The following is a 21,119-nucleotide window of genomic DNA, read 5'->3' as shown; positions in this document are numbered from 1 at the left end:
CGTAACTGCTTCCGCTGGCAGTCTCAATCCGGTCCTGGCCCATCTTGCGGCCCGATTCTCACCGGTTAAAACAAAAAAGGCACATCTGATTGATGTGCCCGTATGTTACATGAGAACGCGCAAAGCGTCCTCTAATCCACTGAAGAAAATGCGTCAATGAATCTATTCGTTGTTCTTAATTGACAGCGTCTTTCAATGCTTTACCAGCACGGAAGCCAGGTACTTTACCGGCCGGAATGGTGATCTCTTTACCGGTTTGCGGGTTACGGCCGGTACGTGCTGCGCGGTCACGCACAGAGAAGGTACCAAAACCGACCAGGGCCACTTCATCACCTTCTTTCAGCGCATCTGAAACAGAACCCATAAATGCATCTAAAACACGTCCCGCGGCCGCTTTAGAAATATCAGCATCAGCAGCAATTTTGTCGATCAATTGTGACTTATTCACTCTCTTCATCCCCTCTTTATTATTTCACATCGCACCGGGCTTCCGGCCGGGTACGAACGCGCAGCAAGTTATATCAAGCCTGTGGAGCCGAAACAACGGAATTTCTCTGAGAACGTCGCGTCGACAGCCACCTAAATTAGCGGCACAAAAAAAGCTGGCAAGCGCCAATTGCCTTGCCAGCTCCGCTTTTTAACGGTTTATGCCATTAATCACTATTTTGCTGTCGCGACCTGCATACCGTATGGCGCATTTTCCAGAGCCAGATTCAGCACCTCTTCAATGCGTTTCACCGGATGGATCTCCAGGTCGGCAATCACGTTCTGTGGAATGTCTTCCAGGTCACGTTTGTTGTCGTCCGGGATCAGCACGGTTTTGATACCGCCACGGTGTGCTGCCAGCAGTTTTTCTTTCAGTCCGCCAATCGGCAGTACCTGACCGCGCAGGGTGATCTCCCCTGTCATGGCCACATCCGCCCGTACCGGGTTCCCGGTCAGACAGGAAACCAGCGCCGTGCACATCGCGATACCGGCACTCGGACCATCTTTTGGTGTCGCGCCTTCAGGAACGTGAACGTGAATATCGCGTTTCTCATAGAAGTCACCATTGATACCCAGCTTCTCGGCACGCGCGCGCACTACCGTCAGCGCAGCCTGAATCGACTCCTGCATCACCTCACCCAGAGAACCGGTATAAGTCAGCTTACCTTTACCCGGCACACAGGCGGTTTCGATGGTCAGCAGATCGCCGCCCACTTCCGTCCATGCCAGACCGGTGACCTGACCCACTCGGTTTTCACTGTCGGCGCGGCCATAGTCAAAGCGCTGAACGCCCAGGAAATCCTTGAGGTTTTCGCCATTGATGGTGATGTGCTTTTTACTCTTGTCCATCAGCAGTGATTTCACTGCTTTACGGCAGAGTTTTGACAGCTCACGCTCAAGACTACGTACTCCGGCTTCGCGGGTGTAATAGCGAATGATACCGATGATCGCGCTGTCATCGACCGTGATCTCGCTGGCTTTCAGGGCGTTACGTTCGATCTGCTTGGTCAGCAGGTGCTGCCTGGCGATGTTCAGCTTCTCATCTTCGGTGTATCCCGACAGACGGATGACTTCCATACGGTCCAGCAGCGGCGCCGGGATGTTCATGGAGTTCGAGGTCGCCACGAACATCACATCCGAAAGGTCATAGTCGACTTCCAGATAGTGGTCGTTAAACGCAATGTTCTGCTCAGGGTCAAGCACTTCCAGCAGCGCAGAAGCCGGATCGCCGCGCATGTCCGAGGACATTTTGTCAATTTCGTCCAGCAGGAACAGCGGGTTTTTCACCCCGACCTTGGCCATTTTCTGGATCAGCTTGCCCGGCATTGAGCCGATGTATGTCCGGCGGTGACCACGGATTTCCGCTTCGTCACGCACGCCACCCAGTGCCATACGCACATATTTACGGCCGGTCGCTTTCGCAATCGACTGACCCAGCGAGGTTTTACCCACCCCTGGCGGTCCGACAAGGCACAAAATCGGGCCTTTGATTTTGCTGACGCGACTCTGCACCGCAAGATACTCAAGAATACGATCCTTCACGCGCTCCAGGCCGTAATGGTCGGTATCCAGCGTTTCCTGCGCCTTACGCAGATCTTTTTTCACTTTGCTGCGTGCGTTCCACGGAACCTGCACCATCCAGTCGATGTAACCGCGAACCACCGTCGCTTCAGCGGACATCGGGGACATCATTTTCAGTTTCTGCAGCTCAGCTTCCGCTTTCTCACGCGCCTCTTCCGGCATTTTCGCCGCGTCGATTTTGCGTTTTAACGCTTCATACTCGTCAGGCGCGTCGTCCATCTCGCCCAGCTCTTTCTGAATCGCCTTCATCTGCTCATTCAGATAGTACTCGCGCTGGCTCTTCTCCATCTGCTTCTTGACGCGGTTGCGAATGCGCTTCTCAACCTGCAGCAGATCGATTTCAGATTCCATCATCGCCATCAGATATTCCAGACGCTCATTGACGTCGGACATCTCCAGCACAGACTGTTTGTCGGCCAGCTTCAGCGGCATGTGTGCTGCAACGGTGTCGGCAAGGCGCGCCGCATCGTCAATGTTGTTCAGCGAGGTCAGAACCTCGGGCGGAATCTTTTTGTTGAGTTTGATATAGCCTTCAAACTGGTTGATCGCCGTGCGCACCAGGACTTCCTGCTCGCGCTCTTCGATCTCAGGCGAAACCAGGTATTCAGCTTGTGCGACAAAATGGTCACCGTTATCGGCCAGCGTCGTAATGTGGGCGCGCTGTAAACCTTCGACCAGAACTTTGACGGTGCCATCCGGCAGTTTCAGCATTTGCAATACAGATGCAACGGTCCCTACTGAAAAGAGATCGTTAATGCCAGGTTCATCCGTTGAAGCCTCTTTCTGTGCGACCAGCATGATTTTTTTATCATGATCCATTGCGGCTTCAAGGCACCGAATTGATTTTTCCCGGCCAACAAACAACGGAATTACCATGTGCGGATAAACCACCACGTCGCGCAACGGCAACACGGGGATTTCAATGCGTTCAGAACGCTCAGGATTCATAGAGCTCTCTCTTTGTTTAATGTCCGCCAGGTGATGGGAACCGCATCAGGCAGGTATGCAGTTAAACCCACAGGTATCTGAGTATATGGGGATGATTGTCTGACATTCAACGTCACAGAGGCGAGAAAAGCAAAAGGGGAAAGATTTTCCCCTTTTTTACGAGTACAACATGGACGATATGTTTATTTATTCGCCAGACGCCTGGGCTTCATGCTTACCATAAATCAACATCGGGTCAGACTGACCATCAATAACTGATTCATCAATCACGACTTTCTCCACGTCATCCATGGAAGGCAGGTCATACATCGTTTCCAGCAACGCACCCTCTACGATAGAACGCAGACCGCGCGCGCCGGTTTTACGTGACATCGCTTTTTTAGCGATCGCCGTTAATGCCTCGTCACGGAATTCCAGTTCAACGCCTTCCAGGTTAAACAGCGCCTGGTACTGTTTTGTCAGGGCGTTTTTCGGCTCACGCAGGATCTGAATCAGTGCTTCTTCGCTGAGTTCGCTCAGGGTTGCCACGACGGGCAGACGACCGATAAACTCCGGAATCAGACCAAACTTGATCAGATCTTCAGGTTCGCACTGTGAAAGCAGCTCACCTTCACTGGCTTTCTGCGATTTCCCTTTAACGGTTGCGCCAAAGCCGATACCGGAGCCGGTTTCGACACGCTGGGAGATCACCTTATCCAGACCGGCAAACGCGCCGCCACAGATAAACAGAATCTTAGAGGTATCGACCTGTAAGAACTCCTGCTGCGGATGTTTGCGTCCACCCTGTGGTGGAACGGCTGCCACGGTGCCTTCGATCAATTTCAGCAGAGCCTGCTGAACACCTTCACCTGACACGTCACGGGTAATGGACGGGTTGTCAGACTTACGTGAAATTTTGTCGATTTCGTCAATGTAGACGATGCCGCGCTGCGCTTTCTGCACGTCATAGTCGCACTTCTGCAGAAGTTTCTGGATGATGTTTTCAACATCCTCACCCACGTAACCCGCTTCCGTCAGCGTAGTGGCATCGGCCATGGTAAACGGCACATCAAGCAGACGGGCCAGCGTTTCGGCCAGCAGGGTTTTCCCGCTCCCGGTCGGGCCGATCAGCAGGATGTTACTTTTGCCCAGTTCAATACCATTGCTGGTATCGCCGTTACGCAGACGCTTGTAGTGGTTGTAGACCGCTACCGCCAGCACTTTCTTCGCTCTTTCCTGACCGATGACATAATCATCAAGGTGATGGCGGATTTCATGTGGCGTAGGCAAAGCACTACGCTCGCGGTGCGGAGCGACTTCTTTAATCTCTTCGCGAATGATGTCGTTGCACAGGTCAACACACTCATCGCAGATATACACTGACGGCCCGGCAATCAGCTTTCGCACTTCATGCTGGCTTTTGCCGCAAAAAGAGCAGTACAGCAACTTTCCTGAACCGTCTTTGCGCTTATCTGTCATCAGTTAACCTCTTCATGTTCTCAGGCCATACCCGCGTATGGCACTGGCCGTGCAGAGACGGCCGAAATTCATTCAACCCATTAAGTACCGTTGTTCCGATAACTATAGACCAGGAACAACGGCAGGTCGGGTCTTATTGACGATGCGTCAGAATCGAATCGACTAATCCATACTCTACCGCTTCATTTGCAGAGAGGAAACGGTCGCGCTCGGTATCACGCTCAATTTCTTCCAGCGTTTTACCGGTGTGCTCAGCCATCAGCTCATTCATACGCTGCTTAACTTTCAGGATTTCGCGCGCATGGATCTCGATGTCGGTCGCCTGGCCCTGATAACCGCCCAGCGGCTGGTGAATCATGACGCGTGAGTTAGGCAGACAGAAACGCTTGCCTTTGGTGCCCGCCGTCAGCAGGAAAGCGCCCATGGAGCAGGCCTGACCCATACAGATGGTGCTGACATCCGGCTTGATAAATTTCATGGTGTCGTAAATCGACATACCGGCCGTGATCACACCGCCAGGTGAGTTGATGTAGAGATAGATGTCTTTTTCGGGATTCTCAGCTTCCAGAAACAGCATCTGCGCCACAATCAGATTAGCCATGTGGTCTTCTACCTGGCCGGTCAGGAAAATGACGCGCTCTTTCAGCAGACGGGAGTAGATGTCGTAAGAACGCTCACCACGCGAAGTTTGTTCAACCACCATTGGCACCAGCGCATTGTGCGGTGCAGTATATTCACGATCGCCACTGTATGACATTACCGTCTCCTGGATAAATTTCATTGGCAACATTCTGTACCGATTCTACGTAAGACGCGCGGGAAACTCCACGCTGCATCTTTTCCGACTCCTTCAGGACGGTTAATCAGCCAGCCTCACTCTCATTTCTGCATACTCCCGGTATCTGGGGATGCTGCACGCATGTTTCAAGCATAACAATCTTTTCCCTGTTCGCTAACCCGGAAAAAGCGATGCGTGAATAATTTGCCGATAAATTAAACAAATAGCGGCAAAGCGCGGCGGCCTGGCTGCAGAATACAAAAAAGCCCGCGACTTTTCAGTCACGGGCTTAGCACACAAGGTTAATCGGGTGATCAGGCCTGAGCGGTCTGATTCATCAGATCCTGGAAGTTGGTTTCTTTCTCGGTCACTTTTGCTTTCGCCAGGACCGCTTCAACCGCCTGCTCTTCCAGCGCAACGTTGCGCATGTTGTTCATCAGCTCGTCGTTCTTGCTGTAGAACGCGATCACTTCCTGCGGATCTTCATACGCAGAAGCCATCTCTTCAATCATGGTGTTAACGCGCGCGTCGTCCGCTTTCAGCTCATGGGTACGAATCACTTCGCCCAGCAGCAGACCAACGACAACGCGGCGTTTAGCCTGCTCTTCAAACAGTTCGCGTGGCAGTTCCAGCGCCTGTTTTTCGTTGCCACCAAAGCGCTGTGCAGCCTGACGACGCAGAACGTCGATTTCGCTGTCAACCAGAGCGGCCGGGACGTCGATTTCGTTGGCCGCAACCAAACCGTCGATTGCCTGAGACTTGATGCGGTTGCGGATTGCGCCTTTCAGCTCGCGGTCCATGTTCTTACGCACTTCGGTACGCAGACCAGCCACTGAACCATCTTCAACGCCGAAACGTTTGATGAACTCTTCAGTCAGCTCAGGCAGTTCGCGCGTTTCAACTTTCTTCAGCACGATCTCGAACTTCGCATCTTTCCCTTTCAGGGTTTCTGCATGGTAGTCGTCCGGGAATTTCACGTCGATAGTGAAGGTTTCGCCTGCTTTGTGACCCACAACGCCTTCTTCGAAACCTGGAATCATGCGGCCCTGGCCCATGGCCAGAACGAAATCAGAAGCTTTGCCGCCGTCAAATTCTTCGCCGTCAACAGAACCGTTGAAATCGAGAGTTGCACGATCTTCCGGGCCTGCAGCCGCGTCGCTTTCGATCCAGTTGGCCTGCTGCTTGCGCAGGGTATCCAGCATGGTGTCAACGTCAGCGTCGGTTACTTCAACCAGCGGTTTTTCGACTTCGATGTTTTCCAGGCCTTTCAGCTCAACTTCCGGATAAACTTCGAATTCAACCGCATAGGTGAAGTCCTGACCTTCTTTGTATTCGCCTGGCACGTAGTTCGGTGCGCCAGCCGGATTAATTTTTTCTTTGATGATGGCATCAACGAAGTTGCGCGTCATCAGCTCGCCCAGCACGTCCTGACGGACAGAAGCGCCGTAACGCTGTGCCACAATGTTCATCGGCACTTTGCCTTTACGGAAACCGTCGATGCGAACTTTCCTGGCAACGTCAACCAGTTCTTTTTTTACTGCGCTTTCGATGCTGTCAGCAGCGACAGTGATCGTAATGCGACGGCCCAGGCCCTGAGTGGTCTCTACAGAAACTTGCATCTTGTTACCTCAAAAAATCACGTGCTCGGTCAACTTCAGACACCACACATCGTGAAATGCGCCGTATCTAACAACCGGGACGGCTTCCGTGAAGAGAACCTGATCCCTGTTACCAGAAGCGTCCCGAAGACATTCCGGAAAAATAGACGCAGCATTATAGCGACATCACCGGAATGAGTCGAGGACGCTAACTCACCACCGGTGGGATCTTACGTTGCTGATTGCTTTAATGAACCTGACATCATTCCTGAAACGGATCGCGGGGATATCTGTCCGCAGAAAACGGTAACCGGGGAGGACCTGTTTGTTCTGTGCTGCCTTTCCCCGCAGCAGGCCTGAGAGCGTTGTCCCGGCGAGGCATCCCCTACTCAGCAACAGTGAGCGTCAGGGCCTCTGCACACAGGCAGAGGCCCTGACAGCCCTGTGACGTTAGCGAACCAGCTGCCAGAGTGCCATCGTCTCTGCCGGCGCCCAGTGCGCCATCGACGGGTGTCCCTGCAGACAGCGATACTGTTTTCCTTTATAGGTCACGATATCCCCCGTTTTGTAGTTCACACCTGTTTTCCACGCTTCTGACGATGACGGTTGTGGAGCCGGTGTCGGCTTAACCGCACTGGCCTGCGTTTTGACCTTCAGGGCGGCACTCGCCAGTGACGTTTGTCCTTTCGCGTTTTCAGCCACAACCGTATAACTGTAGGCCGTTGCTGCTTTCAGATCCCTGTCGTCAAACCGGGTTCCCGCGAGTGTGCCGACCTGCATGCCATTACGCAGCACCTTATATTTCACTGCGCCGGCAACACTACGCCACTGAATACTCAGCTGGGTTTTCCCGGCAGAAACCAGGCTCAGACCAGCCGGCGCGTCAGGCGCGACAGTCACAGCCTCAGGAGCCGGGCGCGTTTTCACGTCCACTGCATTGCTGGCATCAGAGAGATTGCCTGCCGCATCAAATGCTTTAACGGTATAGCGCCAGGTAACGCCACCTGGCGCGATATCGTTGTCTGTCCAGCGCGTGTCTGTCGTGGAGCCAACCGGCACACCATTGCGCAGAATGGAATAGCCTTTTACGCCCACACTGTCCGTTGACGGCTGCCATACCAGCGTAATCGCGTTGTCGCTTTCCATCACTTTCAGCCCTGTCGGGGCCGTTGGTGCGGTCACATCCTCGCTCGCAGACTGGCCGGACATCAGGTCAGCCCGTTCTTTCATTTCATTAAAGTAATCGACCTGCTGGGCAAGCGGTTGCTGCTGGTTGTTGGCACCCAGCGTCCAGATAAAGAAGCCACCGTAGCCGTGTTCTGCCTGCCACCCCGCACGGTTGACATTCGTCTGGCGACTTTCTACAAACCGTCCTGCTGGCCCCCACTGAGAGTTAATCGTCTGCCCCAGGATAATTTTACGTTTGTCACCCACGGCACGCGCGTAGTTGCCATCTCCGTCCCGGTAATCATCCGAAACCGAACGGTTGCCGTCTAAACGGATATAACCTGTACTGTTACCGAAGACCGTATTAACGTTCTGGTCTGAGCGGCCATTTGCTCCCTGAAGAAGATCAGCCGACCCTTTTATTCCCGGCTGGCTGAACAGCTCCGGCTGACGTTCAAATAGCAGCGTGCCTGCTGAGGCCATTGGCCCATGGGTGACACTTTGTGGTCCTTTTATCACCGTCAGCGAGTCGTAACTTTTGGGTGTGATGTAAGCAGTGGGGGTATCCATTCGGCTGCCACAGCCCCCCTGAGTCGTGGCGCCCTCGGTCAGAATAGCCAGCCGCGAGCCAAACATCCCGCGCAACACCGGATCACCATTGCTGCCACCGCTACGCAATATTGAGAAACCGGGAATGGTTTTAAGGAGATCTGCACCGTCACTGGCAGGAACAGGCTGGCGTGGCGTTTGGGTGGAGGTCACGAGATGACCCGGATCGCTTACCGGCGCGGTAACAAACATGACCTGCTCTGCGGCGACCGGAAAAGCCGCTGCGCAGGCCAGCGCAAGCAGCAGCGGACGTCCTGCTTTACGGAGGTGCGGGTTGAGTAAAGAGACAGTGAGCATAATGATATTCCGTTGAAATCACGACAAAATTAAGCTCACTATTGTTGTGGATAGTCTGCAAAGAAGACACGCCAGCCAGAGGCGAACGGGCTCACGCTGAAAGAGACATATCTTTAAAGACATAAGATGTTTATTAAAGGCAGAAGAAGCGGGAAAGCGTCCGGCAGTAAGGCCAGGCAGAATAGCGGAGGTAACACATTCAGTCGGCCAGAGGAACGACGGGCAAAGAGGGATTTTGTTTGATTTGCTCTCAGCAGCGGGTCAATCAGCGTGGCTGACAAAGAATCGATATTCATAAGTCAGCGTGCTGACCACGCCTTCAAACGTCTCCGGAACAGAAAGAATTGGCTGACCCGGTAACGTCGCGCTGGCTCTCCTGGCAGTTGCAGCCTGTTAAATTGCGTCCCGTCGGCTCTGCTCACGACTATCATGCGGATACATTCGTCTCAACGGATTGAAACGGCCCGCAGGCCGTTTAACAGACCGGGAATCAGGCGAGTGTGCCGGCACCACGGCAGTTAGGCGAAGCCAGTACCGTGTCCTGTAATCCGTCCCACTCTTTCAGTGTGTAGGTATGCAGGGCCAGAGCATGTACGCTGCCCGCTAATTCTGCTGCCAGTTCACCGTAAATCAGGCGGTGACGTGCCAGAAAACGCTGGCCCGCAAAGCAATCGCTGACGATAACAACTTTAAAATGGCTTTCAGACCCGGCGGGCACATTATGTCGATAACTTTCGTCATGGACTTCCAGATGAGCTGGCTGAAACGCCACACGCAGCTTTTCTTCTATTTGTTCGCGAATCATGGCTATTACTCCTCAATGGCGAGCGCAGTGCCCCATCTCATTCAATCTTAGTTGCTTTTTGTGCGCTTACCCGTCAGCAGAGGGTAAATTTTTCATTTGTGATCTGCACGTTAACGGCGCGCATCATAACCCACCTTGAATGAACCGCAAACCCGTCTGCGGCAGGGCCTTTTAAAACGATTTCAGACACAATTTCACCTGTCGCGGGGCTTTTTTCACTGCCGGGCAATGCTATGATGGCCGCAGTTTTTGCAAACCAACCCCTGACATCTACGAGAAAAAGTATGTTGAAAAAACTGTTATTCCCTCTGTTGGCTGCGTTTGTTTTAGCCGGCTGTGCAACCAGCAATACCACCTTGAACATTCAGCCTAAAATTGAGTTACCTCAGCAGGATCCGGGCCTGATGGGTGTGACTGTCAGCATCAACGGTGCAGACCAGCGCAAAGATCAGGCGCTGGCAAAAGTAAACCGTGATGGTCAGTTAGTGACCTTAACGCCATCGCGCGATCTGCGTTTCCTGCTGCAGGAAGTTCTGGAGAAGCAGATGACTGCGCGTGGTTATATGATTGGTCCTGATGGCGCGGTCGATCTGCAGATTGTGGTCAACAACCTTTATGCCGATGTGACGCAGGGCAATGTGCGCTACAGCATTACCACCAAAGCGGACATTTCTATTATTGCCACCGCTAAAAACGGCAACAAGCAGGTTAAAAACTACCGCCAGACTTACAGCGTAGAGGGCGCGTTTAACGCCAGTAACCAGAAGATTACCAACGCCGTGAATGCCACGATGAGTGACGTGATCGCCGATATGGCGCAGGACACCAGCGTCAACGACTTCATCAAACAGAACGCCCGTTAATACCCTCTCTTCTCTGCCCTGCCTTGCGCAGGGCAATTTGTTATCTGCAGGATGCGCATGAATCACTATCTTCGCCTCTTCCGCCAGAAAAACGCCGCCGTATTGTTACTCCTCGGTTTCGCATCCGGACTGCCCCTGGCACTGACATCAGGCACGTTACAGGCATGGATGACGGTGGATAATGTCGATCTGAAAACCATCGGTTTCTTTTCGCTGGTCGGCCAGGCCTATGTTTTTAAATTTCTCTGGTCGCCAATGATGGACCGCTACACGCCGCCGTTTCTGGGCCGGCGTCGCGGCTGGCTGCTGATTAGTCAGCTGGCGCTGGCAGGCGGAATCCTCGCCATGGGCTTTCTGCAGCCCACGCGCGATCTCACCCTGATGGCCGCGCTGGCGGTGCTCATCGCCTTCTGTTCCGCCTCGCAGGATATCGTGTTTGACGCCTGGAAAACGGACATCCTGCCGCCGGAGGAGCGCGGCAGTGGCGCGGCAATCACCGTGCTGGGTTACCGGCTGGCGATGCTGATTTCTGGCGGACTGGCGCTGTGGCTGGCTGACCGTTATCTGGGCTGGCAGGCAACCTACTGGCTGATGGCGCTGATGATGGTGCCTGGGATTATCGCAACGCTCATGGCCAGCGAGCCGGATACGCGCATCTCAACGCCCCATTCACTTCGTCAGGCGGTCGTCGACCCCCTGACGGATTTCTTCCAGCGCAACAATGCGTGGCTGTTGATCACCCTGATTATCCTTTACAAGCTGGGCGATGCCTTCGCCGCCTCGCTGACCACAACTTTTCTGATTCGCGGTGTCGGCTTCAACGCCGGAGACGTCGGCCTGGTCAACAAAACCCTGGGTCTGCTGGCGACAATTATCGGCGCCCTGTATGGCGGCGTGCTGATGCAGCGACTGAGCCTGTTCCGCGCGCTGCTGATTTTTGGCGTGCTGCAGGCGGCGTCAAACTTTGGCTACTGGCTGCTGGCGGTGACGGACAAACAACTGTGGAGTATGGCCAGCGCGGTCTTCGTTGAAAATCTCTGTGGCGGAATGGGCACCGCGGCCTTTGTCGCTTTATTGATGACGTTGTGTAACAAATCGTTTTCGGCAACCCAGTTTGCGCTGCTCTCAGCACTCTCGGCGGTGGGCAGGGTCTATGTCGGCCCGGCAGCGGGCTGGCTGGTTGAGCTGTGGGGCTGGCCGACCTTTTATGCTTTTACGGTGGTGGCCGGTCTGCCGGGCTTGCTGCTGCTGCTGTTTTGCCGTCAGACGCTGAATCAGGTGGAGCGGAGTGGCAAATTCCTCACGCGCAGCTACTATCCTCATGGCTATCGCTGGACGAATCGTCTGTTTGTAGCCGGGTGCGGTATTCTGGCGATCTGGCTGGTGGCGCTGGCAATGGATGCGCTGGGATGGACGGCGCTTTCATCGTGGCTGACGCATCTGTTTGAGCTGGGCATGACACTCGCCCTGCTGGCGGTGCTGGCTGGCGTGTTGCTGGACTACCGGGCGCTGAAAAAAACGCCTGTGCACCCTGCATCTGACGCTTAAGCGAAATCGATAGGTTGACCGATCGGGGTTTATTTTTTTGACAGACGAATAAACCCCGATCATTTATCATCGCGTGTTATTTTTAAAAAATAGCAATATGACCTGAGGAGACACAGACTGAATACTAAAAACCGGTGAGCAATTACTTTGGTTAAATTTCATCACACAAATGATGCAGACTTGTTAAATATTTGGGAGTTAAAAGTAAGGGTTATTCCTTTCCCTGATTTTTCAGCCGTAGCTTTTATTGGTTTTTGTTATATTGGTGCCAACTGCTTGTCTGCGTTAACTATTTGTCACCTGACGCAACATCTGTGACACCCCTAGCAAAAGGTGTCAACACGCATCTGACACATCCTTAAGCTGGTTTACACTGCATAAACCTTCCCGTAAAATGCGCGCACACTTAAACGACAATAGAGCCCTTTGTCATTGAGGTCGTTAAATGAGACTCAGTAAATACAATAAAAGTTTGGGGATTTTGTCATTAATTGCAGGCACTTTATTAATGAGTGGCTGCGATAGTGCATTGTTAAATCCCAAAGGACAGATTGCACTGGAGCAACGTTCGCTGATACTGACTGCCTTTGGCCTGATGTTGATCGTCGTGATTCCCGCAGTCCTGATGGCCGTGGTGTTTGCCTGGAAGTATCGGGCATCCAACACAAATGCGAAGTACAGCCCCAACTGGTCACACTCTAACAAAGTGGAAGCCGTGGTCTGGACCATTCCGATCCTGATCATTCTCTTCCTCAGCGTGCTGACCTGGAAATCGACCCATGCACTGGAGCCCAGCAAACCGCTGCAATCCGATGTGAAGCCGGTTGAGATCGATGTGGTTGCACTGGACTGGAAATGGTTGTTCATTTACCCGGAACAGGGTATTGCGACCGTGAACCAGATTGCCTTCCCGGCAAATACTCCGGTGAACTTCAAAATCACCTCTAACTCCGTCATGAACTCTTTCTTCATCCCAACGCTCGGCAGCCAGATCTATGCGATGGCCGGTATGCAGACTAAGCTGCATCTGATTGCGAATGAGCCGGGAACTTTCGACGGTATCTCTGCGAACTTCAGTGGTCGTGGTTTCTCTGGCATGAAGTTTAAAGCCATTGCAACTAAAGACGATGCGGAATTCCAGCAGTGGGTGGCTAAAGTTAAAGCAGCCCCTAACACGCTGACCACCATGGATGATTTCGAGAAAGTGGCTGTGCCAAGCGAAAATCACCCGGTGGAATATTTCTCTTCAGCTGATCCGAAACTGTTCATGCAAGTCATCGACAAGTTCAAGATGAGCCACGGGAAAATGGACATGCCACAGCATGAAGGTATGGACATGAGTCACACCGCTTCCGCGGGAGCCGAGGAATAATACGATGTTCGGAAAATTAACACTGGATGCAGTGCCGTACCATGAGCCGATTATCATGGTCACGGTCGCCGCTATCATCTTAGGTGGTCTGGCGCTGGTCGCTGCGCTCACCTATTTTGGTAAGTGGAAATATCTGTGGTCTGAATGGCTGACGTCAGTCGACCACAAACGCCTGGGTATCATGTATGTCATCATGGCGTTCGTCATGCTGCTGCGTGGTTTCGCCGATGCCATCATGATGCGTACCCAACAGGTTATGGCTTCGGCCGGTGAAGCGGGCATTCTGCCACCGCACCACTACGACCAGATCTTTACCGCGCACGGCGTGATTATGATCTTCTTCGTGGCGATGCCTTTCGTGGTTGGCCTGATGAACATCGCCGTTCCGTTGCAGATTGGTGCACGCGACGTTGCGTTCCCGTTCCTGAACAACCTGAGCTTCTGGTTTACTGCGGTCGGTGTGATCCTGGTTAACATTTCTCTGGGTGTGGGCGAGTTCGCACAGACCGGCTGGCTGGCCTATCCGCCGCTCTCCGGTGCGGAGTACAGTCCCGGGGTCGGGGTCGATTACTGGATCTGGAGCCTTCAGCTCTCAGGTATTGGTACGACCTTAACCGGTATTAACTTCTTCGTGACTATCCTGAAGATGCGTGCGCCAGGCATGAGCCTGTTCAAAATGCCGGTCTTCACCTGGACCGCGCTGTGCACCAACGTCCTGATCATCGCTGCGTTCCCGGTTCTGACCGTGACCCTGGCGCTGTTGACCCTTGATCGTTATCTCGGCTTCCATTTCTTCACCAATGAAATGGGCGGGAACATGATGATGTACGTCAACCTGATCTGGGTCTGGGGCCATCCGGAAGTGTATATCCTGGTACTGCCGGTGTTTGGTGTGTTCGCAGAAATTACCGCGACCTTCTCCAAAAAACGTCTGTTTGGTTATACCTCTCTGGTCTGGGCGACTATCGCCATTACCGTCCTGTCGTTCATCGTCTGGCTGCACCACTTCTTCACCATGGGTGCGGGTGCCAACGTTAACGCCTTTTTCGGTATCATGACGATGATCATCGCAATTCCGACCGGCGTTAAAATCTTTAACTGGCTGTTCACCATGTACCAGGGCCGCATTCAGATGCACTCTGCCATGCTGTGGACCGTTGGCTTCCTGGTAACCTTCTCCGTTGGGGGAATGACCGGGGTTCTGCTGGCCGTTCCGGGTGCTGACTTTATTCTGCACAACAGTCTGTTCCTGATTGCGCACTTCCATAACGTTATTATCGGTGGTGTGGTCTTCGGTTGTATGGCGGGCGTGACCTACTGGTTCCCGAAAGCGTTCGGCTTTACCCTGAACGAAACCTGGGGCAAGCGCGCCTTCTGGTTCTGGATTATTGGTTTCTTCGTTGCCTTTATGCCGCTGTACGCACTGGGCTTCATGGGTATGACCCGTCGTCTGAGCCAGAATATCGATCCACAGTTCCACTCTCTGCTGGTGGTGGCTGCGGTCGGTGCGGGTCTGATTGCACTGGGTATCCTGTGTCAGCTGACCATGTTCTATGTGTCGGTCCGTGACCGTCATCAGAACCGCGATCTGACCGGTGACCCGTGGGGCGGTCGTACGCTGGAGTGGGCAACCTCTTCACCACCACCGTTCTATAACTTTGCTGTTATCCCACATGTGCATGAGCGCGACGCTTTCTGGGAAATGAAAGAGAAAGGCGAAGCGTACAAACAGCCGGCATCGTACGAAGAAATTCATATGCCGAAAAACAGCGGTGCCGCTATCGTCATCTGCGCATTCGCAACGGTGATGGGTTTCGCGCTGATCTGGCATATCTGGTGGATGGCGGGTCTTTCATTCCTCGGCATGATCGTTACCTGGATCGTGAAGAGCTTCGACGAAGACGTGGATTACTACGTTCCGGTTGCTGAAGTTCAGAAGATTGAAAACCAGCACTTTGACGAAATCAGCAAAGCAGGTCTGAAATAATGTCAACTGAAACTCTGATTAAACATCACCACGACGCCCATGCGGAGCATGGGCATCACGATGCAGGAGCCAATAAAGTCTTTGGCTTCTGGATCTACCTGATGAGTGACTGCATTATCTTCGCAACCCTGTTTGCGACCTATGCTGTCATGGTCAACAACACTGCCGGTGGCCCGGCAGGTAAAGATATCTTTGAGCTGCCATTTGTTCTGGTAGAAACCGCCCTGCTGCTGCTGAGTTCGATCACTTACGGTATGGCTGTTATCTCCATGAACAAGGAGCAAAAAGGGGCCGTTATCGGCTGGCTGGCGCTGACCTTCCTGTTTGGTCTGGGCTTCATCGGAATGGAAATCTATGAATTCCATCACCTGATTGCCGAAGGCTTTGGTCCGGATCGCAGCGGCTTCCTGTCTGGCTTCTTTACGCTAGTCGGCACCCACGGTCTGCACGTGACCTCCGGCCTGATCTGGATGCTGGTTCTGATGTTCCAGATTTCCAAACGTGGCCTGAACGCGACTAACCGCACCCGTATCATGTGCCTGAGCCTGTTCTGGCACTTCCTGGACGTGGTCTGGATTTGCGTCTTCACCGTTGTTTACCTGATGGGAGCCATGTAATGAGTCATTCTGTTAACGAACATGGCGCTTCACACGGTAGCGTGAAGTCCTACATGATCGGCTTCATCCTCTCTATCATCCTGACGGCGATCCCGTTCTGGATGGTAATGGATGGCAGTGCATCTCACGGTACTATCCTTGGTGTTGTTCTGGTATGTGCAGTCATTCAGGTGCTGGTGCACCTGGTTTACTTCCTGCACTTAGACAGCAAATCTGAGGGTGGCTGGAACATGGTAGCCATTGTTTTCTCGGCCATCATCATCCTGATTGTCGTAGTAGGCTCACTGTGGATCATGTGGAACCTCAACTACAACATGATGCCTCACTAAAGAGTCACACGTAATGTTTAAGCAATACCTGCAAGTTACAAAACCAGGAATTATTTTCGGGAATTTAATTTCTGTGATCGGCGGATTCCTGTTGGCCTCTAAAGGCAACACGGATTACGCCCTGTTTCTCATCACCCTGGTGGGCGTGTCACTGGTGGTTGCATCCGGTTGTGTTTTCAACAACGTGATCGACCGCGACATTGACATCAAGATGGAGAGAACCAGGAATCGGGTGCTGGTAAAAGGCCTCATCTCCGCGAAAGTAAGCCTGGTTTACGCCACTGTGCTGGGTATTGCTGGCTTTGCGTTGCTCTACTTCGGTGCTAATCCGCTGGCCATGTGGCTGGCGGTAATGGGCTTCGTGGTTTACGTGGGTATTTACAGCCTCTACATGAAGCGTCACTCCGTTTACGGCACGCTGATTGGCAGTCTGTCGGGTGCTGCGCCGCCGGTTATCGGCTACTGCGCCGTCTCCAACCAGTTTGATGCAGGCGCGTTAATCCTGCTGGCTATCTTTAGCCTGTGGCAGATGCCGCATTCGTACGCGATTGCCATCTTCCGCTTTAAAGATTACCAGGCCGCGAACATCCCGGTTCTGCCGGTGGTGAAAGGCATCTCGGTGGCTAAAAATCATATTACGCTCTATATCCTGGCGTTTATGATTGCCACGCTGATGCTGACGCTGGGCGGTTACGCGGGCTACAAATATCTGGTAGTGGCTGCTGCGGTCAGCGTCTGGTGGCTGGGCATGGCCTTGTCGGGTTATAAAACGGCGGATGACCGTGTCTGGGCGCGTAAACTGTTTGTCTTTTCAATCGTCACCATCACCGCGCTGAGCGTGATGATGTCGGTCGATTCGATGGCACCCGTGTCGAAGGACCTGCTGACTTACGTCTGGTAACCGGCACCGAAATGACATGAAAAGGGCGCGATTTTCGCGCCCTTTCTTTTTGTTACCACTGCTTAAAAACTATTGTTTTACCCGCCCTGCCCCGCCCCCTAGAATAAATGCAGCACATTAACAGAGGTTGGAATGAACGATAATAAAATGACTCCGGTGGAGCTGCGTGCCACATGGGGCCTCGGTACGGTCTTTTCCCTGCGGATGCTGGGAATGTTTATGGTCCTGCCGGTACTGACCACTTATGGCATGGCATTACAGGGTGCAAGTGAAGCCCTTATCGGGCTGGCAATTGGCATTTATGGCCTTGCCCAGGCAATATTTCAGATCCCTTTTGGTCTGCTCTCCGATCGCATCGGGCGTAAGCCTCTGATCGTTGGCGGGCTGTTGCTGTTTGTACTGGGCAGCGTAATCGCTGCCAGCACCGACTCTATCTGGGGCATCATTCTGGGCCGTGCGTTGCAAGGCTCAGGGGCAATTGCCGCAGCCGTCATGGCTCTCCTGTCCGATTTAACCCGCGAGCAGAACCGCACTAAAGCGATGGCGTTTATCGGCATCAGTTTTGGCATTACGTTCGCGATTGCCATGGTTGTCGGTCCGATTGTGACCCATGCGCTGGGTCTGCATGCGCTCTTCTGGATGATTGCGATTCTGGCCTCACTGGGTATTGTGATCACGCTGCTGGTGGTGCCTTCCGCCTCCCACCATGTGCTGAACCGTGAGTCCGGCATGGTCAAAGGCAGCTTCCGTAAAGTGCTGGCCAATCCGCGTCTGGTGAAGCTGAATTTCGGGATTTTCTGCCTGCATGTCCTGCTGATGTCGAGCTTTGTGGCTCTGCCGGGTCAGTTCGAGCAGGCGGGCTTTCCGGCGCCCGAACACTGGAAAATCTACCTCTCCACTATGCTGATCGCCTTTGCGGGTGTAGTGCCGTTCATCATCTATGCCGAAGTGAAGCGTCGCATGAAGCGCGTGTTTGTCGGCTGCGTCGGGATGATCGTGATTGCTGAGATCGTGTTGTGGGGCGCAGAGGGGCATTTCTGGACTTTAGTACTGGGTGTTCAGCTCTTCTTCTTCGCCTTTAACCTGATGGAAGCCATTCTCCCTTCGCTAATCAGTAAAGAGTCACCTGCCGGTTACAAAGGCACGGCGATGGGTATTTACTCCACCAGCCAGTTTCTGGGGGTCGCGGTAGGCGGCAGCATGGGCGGCTGGGTATTTGGGCATTTCGATGCGCAGACCGTCTTTCTGTTGGGCGCGATGGTGGCGGCAGCCTGGCTGTTTGTCAGCATGACGATGCAGGAGCCGCCTTATGTCAGCAGCCTGCGCATTGTGCTGAGTGACGCGGCACTGGCGTTGCCGAATCTGGAGCAGCGCCTGAAAGCGCAGAAAGGCGTTAACTCCGTATTTATCGTGCCGGAAGAGAAAAGTGCCTACATCAAAATCGACAGTAAAGTTACCAGCCGCCCTGAGCTGGAAGCCCTGCTCGGCAGCTGCTGACGGCTGAACGGAGTTGTGGCGATATCCACCCTTTAGCTTCAGGCCCGGATCGACAAGTCACAAAAGTCTCCCGATGGAACGCCTGTTCCGACAATAAAAAACCCGGCCTGTGCCGGGTTTTTTATCACAGTCTTCATGCTGAGAACACCCAGCCTGCTCTGCTTAATCGCGGAAGTTTTTAAACTGGAATGGCTGCCCCAGATTGCTGCCGCGCACGATCGCCATCGCACTCTGCAAATCGTCACGCGCTTTTCCGGTCACACGCAGGGCTTCACCCTGAATCTGCGTCTGCACTTTCAGCTTGCTGTCTTTGATCAGCTTCACCAGCTTTTTCGCGACGTCGCTTTCAATGCCCTTTTTCAGTTTTGACTCAACCGTCCAGCTTTTACCGCTGTGTTCAATCTCTTCCGGCACCTCTAAGGCACCGCCTTCAATCCCGCGCTTCAGTAGTTTCTCACGCAGAATATCGACCAGCTGCTTAACCTGAAAATCGGACTCGCTGGTGATTTTAATGGTTTCATTCTTTTCGTTGAGCACAAACTCGGCGCTCACGTTGCGGAAATCGAAGCGGGTCGACACTTCACGGTTAGCATTTTCCACCGCATTGCGAATTTCCTGCAGATCGACTTCTGAAACGATATCGAAAGATGGCATCTCTTCTTCTCCTGACGCTAAAGTGACATGCATAATACGCGTCTTAAGGTGCTAAATAAAATCAGGCTGCACACAACGCTATAATAAGAGTGTGACAGCAAATAACAGATGGATAGCCCGCCAGCGGGAGGCAGTATGAAAATTACCGTGTTAGGTTGCGGAGCGCTGGGTCAGGTCTGGCTGACCGCGTTTGCCCGCCAGGGACATGAAGTGCAGGGATGGTTACGGGTGCCGCAGCCTTACTGCTCGGCGAATGTAATCGACCCACAGGGCAATATCTCGAATCGTACGTTTATTGCCAACGATCCGCTGTTTCTGGCGGAAAGTCAGCTTCTGCTGGTCACGCTCAAAGCACCGCAGGTTTCCCCGGCCGTCAAAAACCTGGAAAGTGTGCTGCCAGAGGAGTGCCCGGTACTGCTGCTGCACAATGGCATGGGCACGCTGGAGGAACTGAAAGGACTGACACAGCCTCTGCTGCGCGGCGTCACGACCCATGCCGCGATGCGCGATGGTACCGTCATCAAACATATTGCCAGCGGCATCACCCACATCGGCCCCGGCAACCGCAAGAGTGCAGCCTACAGCGACCTTGCCGATATTTTGCACCCTGCCCTGCCCGATGTAGCCTGGCATGATAATATCCGGGCGGCCTGCTGGCGGAAGCTGGCCGTCAACTGCATCATTAATCCGCTGAGCGTGGAGTATGATTGTCAGAACGGCGCCCTGCGCGCTTATCCGCAACAGATTGCACAACTCTGCGAAGAGATCAGCTGGGTGATGGAGCGTGAAGGCCAGAGCATCGCCAGCGAAAGTCTGCAGGATATTATCTTTGATGTCATTGAAAGCACCGCAGCCAATACCTCTTCAATGCTGCAGGATGTCCGCGCCCAGCGGCTCACAGAAATTGATTATATCAGTGGTTTTCTGCTGCGCCGCGCCCGGACGCACGGCCTGGTGCTGACGGAGAACAGCCGTCTGTATGACATGATTAAACGCAAGGAGTCTCATTATGAGCGCGAACGCATGGGTGCTGGTCTGCCTGGCACATGGCAGTGAAGAAACCGAAGCCGTCACCACCATCGATCTGCTGGTTCGGGCAGGACTCAGGGTCGTCACCGCCAGCGTCGACAGCGATGGCAACCGGGAAATTGTCTGCTCGCGCGGTGTGCGTCTGCTGGCTGACGTCACGCTTGTCGACGTTGCCGACAATGATTTCGCCGCAATTGTGCTGCCCGGCGGCCTCAAAGGAGCGGAAACCTTTCGCGACAGTCCGTTGCTGGTCGAAACGGTGCGTCAGTTTCACCTCAATGAGAAAATCGTCGCCGCGATCTGCGCGGCAACAGGTACGGTATTGGTCCCGCACGATCTTTTCCCCGTCGGTAACATGACCGGCTTTCCGGGTTTAAAAGAGACTATCCCGGCTGAGCAGTGGATGGAGCGTCGGGTCGTCTGGGATCCGCGTGTCAATCTGCTGACCAGTCAGGGACCCGGCACGGCAATAGATTTTGCGCTGAAGCTTGTCGATCTGCTGGTGGGAAAAGAGATGGCGCGCGAAGTTGCGTCCCAGCTGGTGCTGGCCCCCGGCATTTATGACTATCAGGCTTAAAACAGGTCGTTTCGTTAA

The 21,119-nt window shown here is 53.5% G+C and carries 19 protein-coding genes; 10 read left to right on the top strand and 9 right to left on the bottom strand.

The features are described 5' to 3' along the window. Positions 1-175 precede the first annotated feature (175 nt). The 8 genes from hupB to ACLHDD_RS01630 all read right to left on the bottom strand — a co-directional run bounded on the left by hupB (position 176) and on the right by ACLHDD_RS01630 (position 10,091). Positions 176-448, bottom strand: a complete 273-nt coding sequence (gene hupB / locus ACLHDD_RS01665) for a nucleoid-associated protein HU-beta (protein ID WP_033731763.1) — start codon at positions 446-448, stop codon at positions 176-178. Between the two features lie 212 nt (positions 449-660). Then, on the bottom strand, positions 661-3,015 hold the full coding sequence (lon, locus tag ACLHDD_RS01660) for an endopeptidase La (RefSeq protein ID WP_427102667.1): 2,355 nt from the start codon (positions 3,013-3,015) through the stop codon (positions 661-663). A 186-nt stretch (positions 3,016-3,201) separates the two neighbouring features. Beyond that, the gene (gene clpX, locus ACLHDD_RS01655; protein ID WP_111140962.1) at positions 3,202-4,473 is read right to left on the bottom strand and encodes an ATP-dependent protease ATP-binding subunit ClpX; all 1,272 of its coding nucleotides are present in this window, start codon (positions 4,471-4,473) and stop codon (positions 3,202-3,204) included. A 133-nt stretch (positions 4,474-4,606) separates the two neighbouring features. After that, positions 4,607-5,230 (bottom strand): ATP-dependent Clp endopeptidase proteolytic subunit ClpP, encoded by a 624-nt coding sequence (clpP, locus tag ACLHDD_RS01650; protein ID WP_111140963.1) that lies wholly within the window; start codon positions 5,228-5,230, stop codon positions 4,607-4,609. 335 nt (positions 5,231-5,565) lie between these two features. Then, positions 5,566-6,870 (bottom strand): trigger factor, encoded by a 1,305-nt coding sequence (gene tig, locus ACLHDD_RS01645; RefSeq protein WP_427102666.1) that lies wholly within the window; start codon positions 6,868-6,870, stop codon positions 5,566-5,568. 429 nt (positions 6,871-7,299) lie between these two features. Beyond that, on the bottom strand, positions 7,300-8,922 hold the full coding sequence (locus ACLHDD_RS01640; RefSeq protein WP_427102665.1) for a carbohydrate-binding protein: 1,623 nt from the start codon (positions 8,920-8,922) through the stop codon (positions 7,300-7,302). Between the two features lie 490 nt (positions 8,923-9,412). Next, complete coding sequence (gene bolA / locus ACLHDD_RS01635) at positions 9,413-9,727, bottom strand: transcriptional regulator BolA (protein WP_427102664.1); 315 nt, start codon at positions 9,725-9,727, stop codon at positions 9,413-9,415. 73 nt (positions 9,728-9,800) lie between these two features. Continuing rightward, positions 9,801-10,091 carry a hypothetical protein gene (locus tag ACLHDD_RS01630; RefSeq protein WP_427105237.1) on the bottom strand — a complete coding sequence of 97 codons (291 nt, stop codon included), beginning with the start codon at positions 10,089-10,091 and terminating at the stop codon, positions 9,801-9,803. Between ACLHDD_RS01630 and ACLHDD_RS01625 the strand changes: the two genes are divergently transcribed. The 8 genes from ACLHDD_RS01625 to ACLHDD_RS01590 all read left to right on the top strand — a co-directional run bounded on the left by ACLHDD_RS01625 (position 10,012) and on the right by ACLHDD_RS01590 (position 18,841). Beyond that, positions 10,012-10,590: a lipoprotein gene (locus ACLHDD_RS01625; RefSeq protein WP_427102663.1), complete on the top strand. Its 579-nt coding sequence runs from the start codon at positions 10,012-10,014 to the stop codon at positions 10,588-10,590. The genes ACLHDD_RS01630 and ACLHDD_RS01625 overlap by 80 nt on opposite strands. A gap of 57 nt (positions 10,591-10,647) precedes the next feature. Then, complete coding sequence (gene ampG / locus ACLHDD_RS01620) at positions 10,648-12,138, top strand: muropeptide MFS transporter AmpG (RefSeq protein ID WP_427102662.1); 1,491 nt, start codon at positions 10,648-10,650, stop codon at positions 12,136-12,138. Between the two features lie 445 nt (positions 12,139-12,583). Then, the gene (cyoA, locus tag ACLHDD_RS01615) at positions 12,584-13,510 is read left to right on the top strand and encodes a cytochrome o ubiquinol oxidase subunit II (protein WP_111140967.1); all 927 of its coding nucleotides are present in this window, start codon (positions 12,584-12,586) and stop codon (positions 13,508-13,510) included. A 4-nt stretch (positions 13,511-13,514) separates the two neighbouring features. Continuing rightward, positions 13,515-15,497: a cytochrome o ubiquinol oxidase subunit I gene (gene cyoB / locus ACLHDD_RS01610; protein ID WP_427102661.1), complete on the top strand. Its 1,983-nt coding sequence runs from the start codon at positions 13,515-13,517 to the stop codon at positions 15,495-15,497. Beyond that, complete coding sequence (locus ACLHDD_RS01605; protein ID WP_009091720.1) at positions 15,497-16,114, top strand: cytochrome o ubiquinol oxidase subunit III; 618 nt, start codon at positions 15,497-15,499, stop codon at positions 16,112-16,114. Before cyoB ends, ACLHDD_RS01605 begins: the two co-directional genes overlap by 1 nt. Next, positions 16,114-16,443 (top strand): cytochrome o ubiquinol oxidase subunit IV, encoded by a 330-nt coding sequence (locus tag ACLHDD_RS01600; protein WP_008924889.1) that lies wholly within the window; start codon positions 16,114-16,116, stop codon positions 16,441-16,443. The genes ACLHDD_RS01605 and ACLHDD_RS01600 overlap by 1 nt, the downstream gene beginning before the upstream one ends. A 13-nt stretch (positions 16,444-16,456) precedes the next feature. Further along, positions 16,457-17,344, top strand: coding sequence for a heme o synthase (gene cyoE / locus ACLHDD_RS01595; RefSeq protein ID WP_111142256.1), 888 nt, complete (start codon positions 16,457-16,459; stop codon positions 17,342-17,344). A gap of 132 nt (positions 17,345-17,476) precedes the next feature. After that, positions 17,477-18,841, top strand: coding sequence for an MFS transporter (locus tag ACLHDD_RS01590; protein ID WP_427102660.1), 1,365 nt, complete (start codon positions 17,477-17,479; stop codon positions 18,839-18,841). Positions 18,842-19,003: 162 nt separating this feature from the next. On the opposite strand, the gene ACLHDD_RS01585 is transcribed toward ACLHDD_RS01590, so the two are convergent. After that, the gene (locus ACLHDD_RS01585; RefSeq protein ID WP_427102659.1) at positions 19,004-19,495 is read right to left on the bottom strand and encodes a YajQ family cyclic di-GMP-binding protein; all 492 of its coding nucleotides are present in this window, start codon (positions 19,493-19,495) and stop codon (positions 19,004-19,006) included. 135 nt (positions 19,496-19,630) lie between these two features. Between ACLHDD_RS01585 and panE the strand changes: the two genes are divergently transcribed. Beyond that, positions 19,631-20,551: a 2-dehydropantoate 2-reductase gene (gene panE, locus ACLHDD_RS01580; protein ID WP_427102658.1), complete on the top strand. Its 921-nt coding sequence runs from the start codon at positions 19,631-19,633 to the stop codon at positions 20,549-20,551. Then, positions 20,505-21,101: a protein deglycase YajL gene (gene yajL / locus ACLHDD_RS01575; RefSeq protein WP_427102657.1), complete on the top strand. Its 597-nt coding sequence runs from the start codon at positions 20,505-20,507 to the stop codon at positions 21,099-21,101. Before panE ends, yajL begins: the two co-directional genes overlap by 47 nt. The last annotated feature ends 18 nt before the right edge of the window (positions 21,102-21,119 follow it).

The sequence above is a fragment of the Pantoea sp. NSTU24 genome, from assembly GCF_050157905.1.
Lineage (GTDB): Bacteria > Pseudomonadota > Gammaproteobacteria > Enterobacterales > Enterobacteriaceae > Pantoea.
This window is presented reverse-complemented; position numbering and strand designations above follow the sequence as displayed.